5 protein-coding genes and 1 pseudogene are annotated in these 7,638 nt (G+C 71.9%); 4 read left to right on the forward strand and 2 right to left on the reverse strand.

Annotation, left to right across the window (positions count from 1 at the left end; translation table 11 throughout):
- Window positions 1-58 precede the first annotated feature (58 nt).
- The gene (locus tag H7A73_RS17680) at window positions 59-697 is read left to right on the forward strand and encodes a DUF6518 family protein (protein ID WP_182067201.1); all 639 of its coding nucleotides are present in this window, start codon (window positions 59-61) and stop codon (window positions 695-697) included.
- Between the two features lie 109 nt (window positions 698-806).
- Entirely contained in the window at window positions 807-4,280 is a 3,474-nt protein-coding gene (locus H7A73_RS17685; RefSeq protein ID WP_182067202.1) for an efflux RND transporter permease subunit, read from the forward strand.
- On the opposite strand, the gene H7A73_RS17690 is transcribed toward H7A73_RS17685, so the two are convergent.
- Both H7A73_RS17690 and H7A73_RS17695 read right to left on the reverse strand, forming a co-directional pair.
- Entirely contained in the window at window positions 4,277-4,573 is a 297-nt protein-coding gene (locus H7A73_RS17690; RefSeq protein ID WP_182067203.1) for a hypothetical protein, read from the reverse strand. The genes H7A73_RS17685 and H7A73_RS17690 overlap by 4 nt on opposite strands.
- A gap of 160 nt (window positions 4,574-4,733) precedes the next feature.
- Complete coding sequence (locus H7A73_RS17695; protein ID WP_182067204.1) at window positions 4,734-5,750, reverse strand: alpha/beta hydrolase; 1,017 nt, start codon at window positions 5,748-5,750, stop codon at window positions 4,734-4,736.
- A 152-nt stretch (window positions 5,751-5,902) separates the two neighbouring features.
- Between H7A73_RS17695 and H7A73_RS17700 the strand changes: the two genes are divergently transcribed.
- On the forward strand, window positions 5,903-6,757 hold the full coding sequence (locus tag H7A73_RS17700; protein WP_182067205.1) for a PPK2 family polyphosphate kinase: 855 nt from the start codon (window positions 5,903-5,905) through the stop codon (window positions 6,755-6,757).
- A gap of 268 nt (window positions 6,758-7,025) precedes the next feature.
- Window positions 7,026-7,638: pseudogene (locus H7A73_RS17705) on the forward strand (ATP-dependent helicase); the annotation flags it as partial.

Below are 7,638 nucleotides of genomic sequence, written 5' to 3' on the forward strand. Positions count from 1 at the left end.
GTAGTGGGCTGGGAGTCCAGCCGTGTGCTTTCCCGCTCCCCGCCGCCCCCCCTCCGCTGTGCCGACGCCCGTCGATCCGCCCGCGGCGGTCCCCGCCGTGGTGCGGGTCACCATCGCGCTGAGCGGGGCGTTCCTGGCGGGCGTCCTGACCTCGTTCGGGCAGGCGGTGCCCGCTCTCGCCGCCGTGTCGAACTCGGCCGGACCGTGGTTCCTCGTCGCCGCGCTGCTGTGCCTGGTGGCCGGAGTACGAGGGGGCCGGGTCGCCCTGCCGCTGGCGATGGTGCTCGGCGTCGTGCTCCTCGAGCTCATGCACGTCGGGTACTGGGCCGCGACGGTCCTGCGCGGGTTCCCCGACGTGCTGTCGATCACGAACCCCTGGGTGCTGCTCGGGGTGCCGGCCGGGCTGCTGGCCGGAGCGGCCGCCGTGGCAGTGCGGTCCCGCGATGTCCGGTGGCGCGCGGGGGCGCTCGGTGTGACGGCCGCGGTGCTCGTCGGGGAGGGGATCCGCGGGCTGCTGCAGGTCGCCGTGACGACGGGGCACGGCACCTGGGTCGTCGAGATCGTCGTCGGGGTGGCGCTCCTGGGCATCGGGGTGCTCGGCACACGGTCGCCCGTGGGGCGCGTGGTGGCGCTCGGCACCGGGGTGGTCGGGACCGTCGCGGTGCTCGGGGCGTACCTGGTGCTCGGCGGCTCCTGATCCGTCGGTCCTGATCAGACGGCGGGCCCTGGTCCCTCGGTCCTGATCCGACGGCGGGTTCTGGCTGCCAGCCGAGCGTTCGTCGGTCGGTCCTGCGAGGATCGATGACGTGCACCTCCTCTCGGTCTTCAGCCTGCGCAACCGGGCCCTCATCGCGCTCGTCACGATCGTGGTCGCGGTCTTCGGCGGCATCGCGCTCTCGAGCCTCAAACAGGAGCTGATCCCCAGTGTCGAGTTCCCGCAGGTCGCGATCGTCAGCGCGTACCCCGGAGCCACGCCGGAGGTCGTGTCGAACGACGTCTCGACCAAGATCGAGCAGGCGATCCAGGTCGTCCCGGACCTCGAGTCGACCAGTGCGACGTCGTCGACCGGGCAGAGCGTGGTGTCGGCGTCGTTCCAGTACGGCTCGAACCTGGCCAGCGCCGAGGACAAGATCCAGACCGCGGTGAACGCGCTGTCGCTGCCCGACTCGGTGCAGACGCAGATCGTCACCGGTTCCTTCGACGACCTGCCGGTGCTGCAGGTCGCCGTGTCGGCGTCCGGCAACCAGGAGCAGCTCGTCGACCGGCTGCGGGCCTCGGCGATCCCCGACCTCGAGAAGCTCGACGGTGTTCGGCAGGCGGACGTCTTCGGCAACCCGGGACGACGCGTCGTCATCACGCCGGACCCGGACGAGCTCGCCGCGCGCGGCCTGAGCCAGACCGCGATCTCAGACGCGCTCGACGACAACGGCACCCTGATCCCCGGCGGCACGATCACCGAGGACGGCTCGACCCTGTCGGTGCAGACGGGCGAGCGGATCGCCTCGCTCAAGGACATCCGCGCCCTGCCGCTGACGAGCTCGTCGAGCTCGTCGAGTTCGTCGGGGTCGGACGGGTCCGGGTCGGGTGTCGCCGGTGCCGACGGGGCTGCGACGTCCGGTGACGGCACGGCTGCGGGTGCCACCGGCACGGGGGCGACCGGCACGGGGGCGACCGGCGCCGGTGCGGCCGGGACCGGCACGGGTGCGGCCGGTGCCGCGCCCTCGGGAGACGCCGCGACGGACGGGTCGACGGCCGCGGCCACGGCGACGGACACCACCCTGGGCGACGTCGCGAAGGTCGCCATCACCGAGTCGCCGCGCACCTCCATCAGCCGTGTGGACGGGCAACAGGCGCTGACGATCTCGATCACGAAGACGCAGGAAGCGAACACCGTCGACGTCTCGAACACCGTCCGCGACGCCCTGCCCGGCATCGAGGACAAGATCGAGGGCGACCCCCGCTTCACCGTCGTCTTCGACCAGGCGCCCTACATCCAGCAGTCGATCGACTCCCTGGCCGAGGAGGGCCTGCTCGGGCTCGCCTTCGCGGTGCTCGTCATCCTGGTGTTCCTGCTGTCGTGGCGCTCCACGCTCGTCACCGCGATCTCGATCCCGACGTCGGTGCTCCTCGCCGCGATCGGCATGCGCGCCGCCGGGTACACGCTCAACATCATCACGCTGGCCGCCCTGACGATCGCGATCGGCCGCGTCGTCGACGACTCGATCGTCGTCATCGAGAACATCAAGCGGCACATGCTCCCGGGCGTCGACCGCGGCCAGGCGGTGCGGGACGCCGTGCGCGAGGTCGCCGGAGCGGTCACCGCCTCGACCCTGACCACCGTCGCGGTGTTCCTGCCGGTGGCCTTCGTCGCCGAACTCGTGGGGGAGCTGTTCCGACCGTTCGCCGTGACGGTCACCCTGGCGCTCGTCGCGTCGCTGTTCGTCTCGCTCACGATCGTGCCGGTGCTGGCGTACTGGTGGCTGCGCCCGCCGAAGGCGAAGCCGGGCGACGCGACGGTGGCAGCGGATGCAGGGGTGGACGCAGCGCCGTCGCCTGCCGATGCCGATGCCGACCGCGATCGCTCCGAGGGTGCGCTCGCCTCCGCCGCGGACCTGCACGACGCCGACCGGGTCGACCGCCTGCGCCGTGTCTACCTGCCGGTGCTCAGTTGGGTCGTCCGCAAGCCGGTCGTCGTCATCCTGCTCGCCGTGATCGTGCTCGGCGGAACGGCCGCCACGCTGCCGTTCGTCACCACGAACTACCTCGGCGACTCGGGGCAGAACACGTTCACGGTCACGCAGGACCTGAAGGCCGGTTCGAGCCTCGCCGTCCAGTCCGAGTCCGCCCGCAAGGTCGAGCGCGCACTGCAGGACGTCGACGGCGTCGAGACCGTGCAGACCACCATCGGCACGAGCGGCCAGTCGATCCAGGCGGCGTTCGGCGGTGGCGGCAGCGCCTCGGTGCAGTACGCCGTGACGACCGACGCCGAGGCCGACCAGCCCACGATCCAGGCCGACGCCCGGAAGACGATCGGGGCGATCGAGGACGTCGGCGAGGTCACCATCGCGTCCTCCGGTGGTGGGTTCGGTGGCAGCAGCGACATCGAGGTGGACGTCACCGCGCCCACCCAGTCACAGCTCGAGACGGCGTCGCGCCAGGTGCTGCAGACCATGCAGTCGGTCCCGGACACAACGGGCGCCACGAGCAACCTGTCCGCCGCGGAGCCGTTCCTCGCCGTCCGGGTCGACCGCCAGAAGGCCGCGTCACTCGGCCTGACCGAGACCCAGGTGGGTGGCCTCGTCGCCGCAGCGGTCTCGCCGCGGGACACCGGCAGCATCGAGATCGACGACGCGACGCTCGACGTCTACATCGCCGACCCGGAGCCGCCGACGACCATCGCCGCACTCCGTGCCCTCGACGTGCCGACGAGCACCGGCACGGTCCCGCTGTCCGACGTCGCCACGGTCGAGGAGTCCGAGGGCCCCACCACCGTCACCACGACGAACGCGGCCCGTACCGCCACGATCACCGTGACGCCGGACGCGACGAACCTCGGTGCGGCCGTGCAGTCCGTCACGACCGCCGTCGACGAGCTCGACCTGCCGAAGGGGGCGACCGCCTCGATCGGTGGCGTCGCCGCCAGCCAGTCGTCGGCGTTCTCGCAGCTCGGGCTCGCGGTGCTGGTCGCCGTGTTGATCGTCTACGTGATCATGGTCGCGACGTTCCGGAGCCTGCTCCAGCCGCTGCTGCTGCTCGTGTCGGTGCCGTTCGCGGCGACGGGCGCGATCCTGCTGCAGATCGCCTCGGGCGTCCCGATCGGCGTCGCTTCGCTGATCGGGCTGCTCATGCTCGTCGGCATCGTCGTGACGAACGCGATCGTGCTCATCGACCTCGTCAACCAGTACCGACGGCGCGGGTTGCGGGTGCGCGAGGCCCTGATCGAGGGGGCCACCCGACGCCTCCGTCCGATCCTGATGACGGCGATGGCCACGATCTTCGCGCTGCTGCCGATGGCGATCGGGCTGACCGGCAAGTCCGGCTTCATCTCGCAGCCGCTGGCACTGGTCGTGATCGGTGGCCTGGTGTCCTCGACGCTGCTGACGCTCGTGGTGCTGCCGGCGCTGTACTTCGTGGTCGAGCGGGCTCGCGAACGCAACGACGACCGGATCGCCGCGGGGAAGACCCGCAAACAGGCGCGCGTTGAGCGACGCCAGGAACGCGCGCAGCTCCGGCAGGAACGACGGCGGCGACGGGCGGCGCGATCCGGCGGCGCTGCCTAGCGGCGGTACTCGGCGTCGATCGCGGCGAGGGGCGAGACGACGACGCGCTCGGCTCGCTCTTCGCGCTCGACGGCCCGGAACCACGACACCAGCACCAGGGTCAGCGTCACGAGGAACACCACGGCGGCGCCCTGCGACACGACGGCCAGCTGCCCGGTGACCGAGGCGTACCCGCCGAAGGCCACCGCTGCGACGAACGACAGCCCGAGCAGCAGCTCCCCGAACGTCTGCAGCGCCGGTCGGTCCCAGCGGGTCGCAGCGGCGCGGGCAGGGCGGGTCGAGGTGTCGGTCACCCCCGAAGTCTGCGGCCGGGGGCTCGGCAGCGGCAGTCCCGACTCCGGGTGGCACCCACCCGGGGCACGCGGTCGGGCGCCGGCGCCGGCAGCCGGTCGGCCGATCGCGCTACCGGCCCGCCGGCCGATCGCGCTGCCAGCCCGTCGAGCGACCGTGCGGTCAGCCCAACTGCGTCCGCAGGAACGTGACCACCCGGCGGCTCATCGCCTCGTCGAGCTGGGCGATCGAGTGCGCCGTGCCCTCGACCGCCACGAACGTCACCGGGACGTCGTGGGACCGGAGCGTCGCGGCGAACTCCTGTGACTCCCACATCGGGATGAACTCGTCGGTGGAGTGGCCGATGAAGAACGGCGCGGTGTCCGAGGTGACGTGGAACTCCGGCGACGCCCGGGTGGCTGCCGGGCACCTGGCGTAGGACCGGCACCCCAGGTAGAGCAGCTGCTTGCGCTGGAAAGCCGCCGAAACACCGTCGGGCTCGGTGGACCGGGTGGTCAGGTTCGTCGGCCCGCTCAGGTCCACCACGGCGCGGATCCGGTCGCCGTCGGCGTACGCGGCGGAGTCGTGGTCGGTGACGGCGAGCATCGCGGCGAGGTTGCCACCGGCGCTCCCGCCGAACACACCCACGCGCTGGGAGTCGACGTCGTAGGTCTCGAGCGTCGCCGGACGGAACACGTAGTCGAGCGCACGGCGGACGTCGTCGAGCCCGGCCGGGAACGGATCCGTCGGTGCCAGGCGGTAGTCGACGTTGAACGTCACGAAGCCCTCGGACGCCAGGTACTTGCACACGGACCGGTACGCGGCCGTCGCCTTGTCGCCGTGTGACCAGCTGCCGCCGTGGATCATCAGGACCGCCGGACGTCCGGTGGTGGCCTCGACCGCTTCGGCATCGGGGTCGGCGGTCGCCGAGGCGGACGGCGTCGCGGTGGGCGTCGCCGTCGTCGCGGGGGCGCTGTCAGAGGGCAGGCACACGTCGAGGCGCTGCAACGGGTCGGCGCCGTAGGGCACGTCGGCCACCACGTCGATGCCGTGGTACCGCAGCGACAGCGGGTAGATGATGCTGTCCGCGGTCACGGTGGCGTTCTCGTCACCGACCGGGTCCGTGCTGCAGGACGCCATCGCGCCGAGCGCCACGACCGCGGCGACGAGCGCGAGCACTGAGCGGCGGCCGGACTTCATCACGTCCACGCTAGCCGCCCCGGCGGCCGCCCACGTCACCCGAGCGGAGGAACCGCGAGCAGCGCTCCCGGCGTCGACCGGCCACACCGACGTCACCGGGCAGTGCGAGGATGAGCACGGCAGTCGCCGACCGGAGCACCGCAGGAGGACCCGTGAGCAGTCACAAGGCCTGGAACGCCGATCCCGAACCACTGCTCCGCGTCGAACCCGGGTTCCGCCTCGACCAGGTCGACCCCGATGGCACCCCGGGCTTCCCCGGTCGCAAGATCGACGGCCTCGAGGCCCTCGCTGCCGGAGCCTCCCGCCTCGCCGCCCTGCAGGAACGCCTGTACGCGGCCTCGACCGCCGGTGACGAGCGCCGGGTGCTGCTCGTGCTGCAGGCGATGGACACCGCGGGCAAGGGCGGCATCGTCTCGCACGTCGTCGGAGCGGTCGACCCGAACGGCGTGCACTACGCGGGCTTCAGGGCCCCGACAGCCGAGGAACGCGAGCACGACTTCCTCTGGCGCATCGAGAAGCAGCTGCCCGCAGCCGGGCAGCTCGGCGTGTTCGACCGCTCGCACTACGAGGACGTGCTCGCCCAGCGGGTCCGTGGGCTCGCCGCGCCGGACGAGATCGAACGTCGGTACGGCGCGATCACCGCCTTCGAGGACGGGCTCGCCGCCGCCGGCACGACCATCGTCAAGGTGATGCTGCACATCTCGAAGGACGAACAGCGCGAGCGCCTCGGCGACCGACTCGACCGCCCCGACAAGCACTGGAAGTTCAACCCGGGCGACATCGACGACCGCCTGCTCTGGGACCGCTACCAGCAGGCGTACCAGATCGCCCTCGACCGCACTTCCACCCCGCAGGCGCCCTGGTACGTCGTTCCCGCGAACCGCAAGTGGTACGCGCGCCTCGCCGTGCAGCAGCTCCTGCTCCGGGCGCTGGAGGACATGCACCTGTCCTGGCCAAAGGCGGACTTCGACGTCGCCGAGCAGCGTCGTCGGCTCGCGGAGTCCTGAGCGCGACCACCGGCCTGGAGGCCCGTCCCGCGCCCGGTACGCCGCCACCGGACCGCGTGGGGCTGGCGTCAGGGCGCCGGCTCGCGTAGACTCGCTCGGTCGGCCTTCGACGTCGTGACATTGTGATCACGGAAATTCTGCTGGGTGTGTGTTGCTCGAGGGCTGGAATCACGTCGACTCGCGACGGGATGAACCCCCTCTCCGCAAGCAGCCCCCGCCGATGTCGCTGTCGGGCGCTGCGGTACGTTGCGCACCCGAGAAAGCAGCCATGGCCCCGTACAACAAGGGCGGCGCGGACAACCGCGCCTCCGACCGCGTCCGCCACCCGAACGGCACCCCCGCCGCCCGCAGCAGCAAGCACCGCGGGTTCCGCGCCGCCGACTCCTCGCAGCCGCGCCAGAAGCAGCGCTGGGACGCCGAGGAGCGTCGCGGTCGCGCGTCTCAGGGTGAGCGTCCGGCCCGTCCGAACTGGGAGCCGCGCGACAGCGGCGGCCAGCGTCGGCCCGACCGCGACGACCGTGGCGGCCGTGGCTTCAACCGCGACGACCGTGGCGGTCACGGCTTCAACCGTGACGACCGTGCACCGCGCAGCTTCAACCGTGACGACCGTGCTCCCCGTCGTGACAACGAGGACCGTCCGCGTCGTTCGTTCGACCGTGACGACCGTGCTCCCCGTCGCTTCGACCGTGACGACCGTGCTCCCCGTCGTGACAATGACGACCGTCCGCGTCGTTCGTTCGACCGTGACGACCGTGCTCCCCGTCGCTTCGACCGTGACGACCGTGCTCCCCGTCGTGACAACGAGGACCGTCCGCGTCGCTCGTTCGACCGCGACGACCGTGCACCGCGCAGCTTCAACCGTGACGACCGTGCTCCCCGTC

This window comes from Curtobacterium sp. ME12, from assembly GCF_903970855.1.
GTDB classification, from domain to species: Bacteria; Actinomycetota; Actinomycetes; order Actinomycetales; family Microbacteriaceae; genus Curtobacterium; species Curtobacterium poinsettiae_A.

What these genes read in the sequence shown, in the direction of transcription:
- H7A73_RS17695 (WP_182067204.1), bottom strand. Translation starts at nt 5,750, where the DNA reads ATGAAGTCCGGCCGCCGCTCAGTGCTCGCGCTCGTCGCCGCGGTCGTG.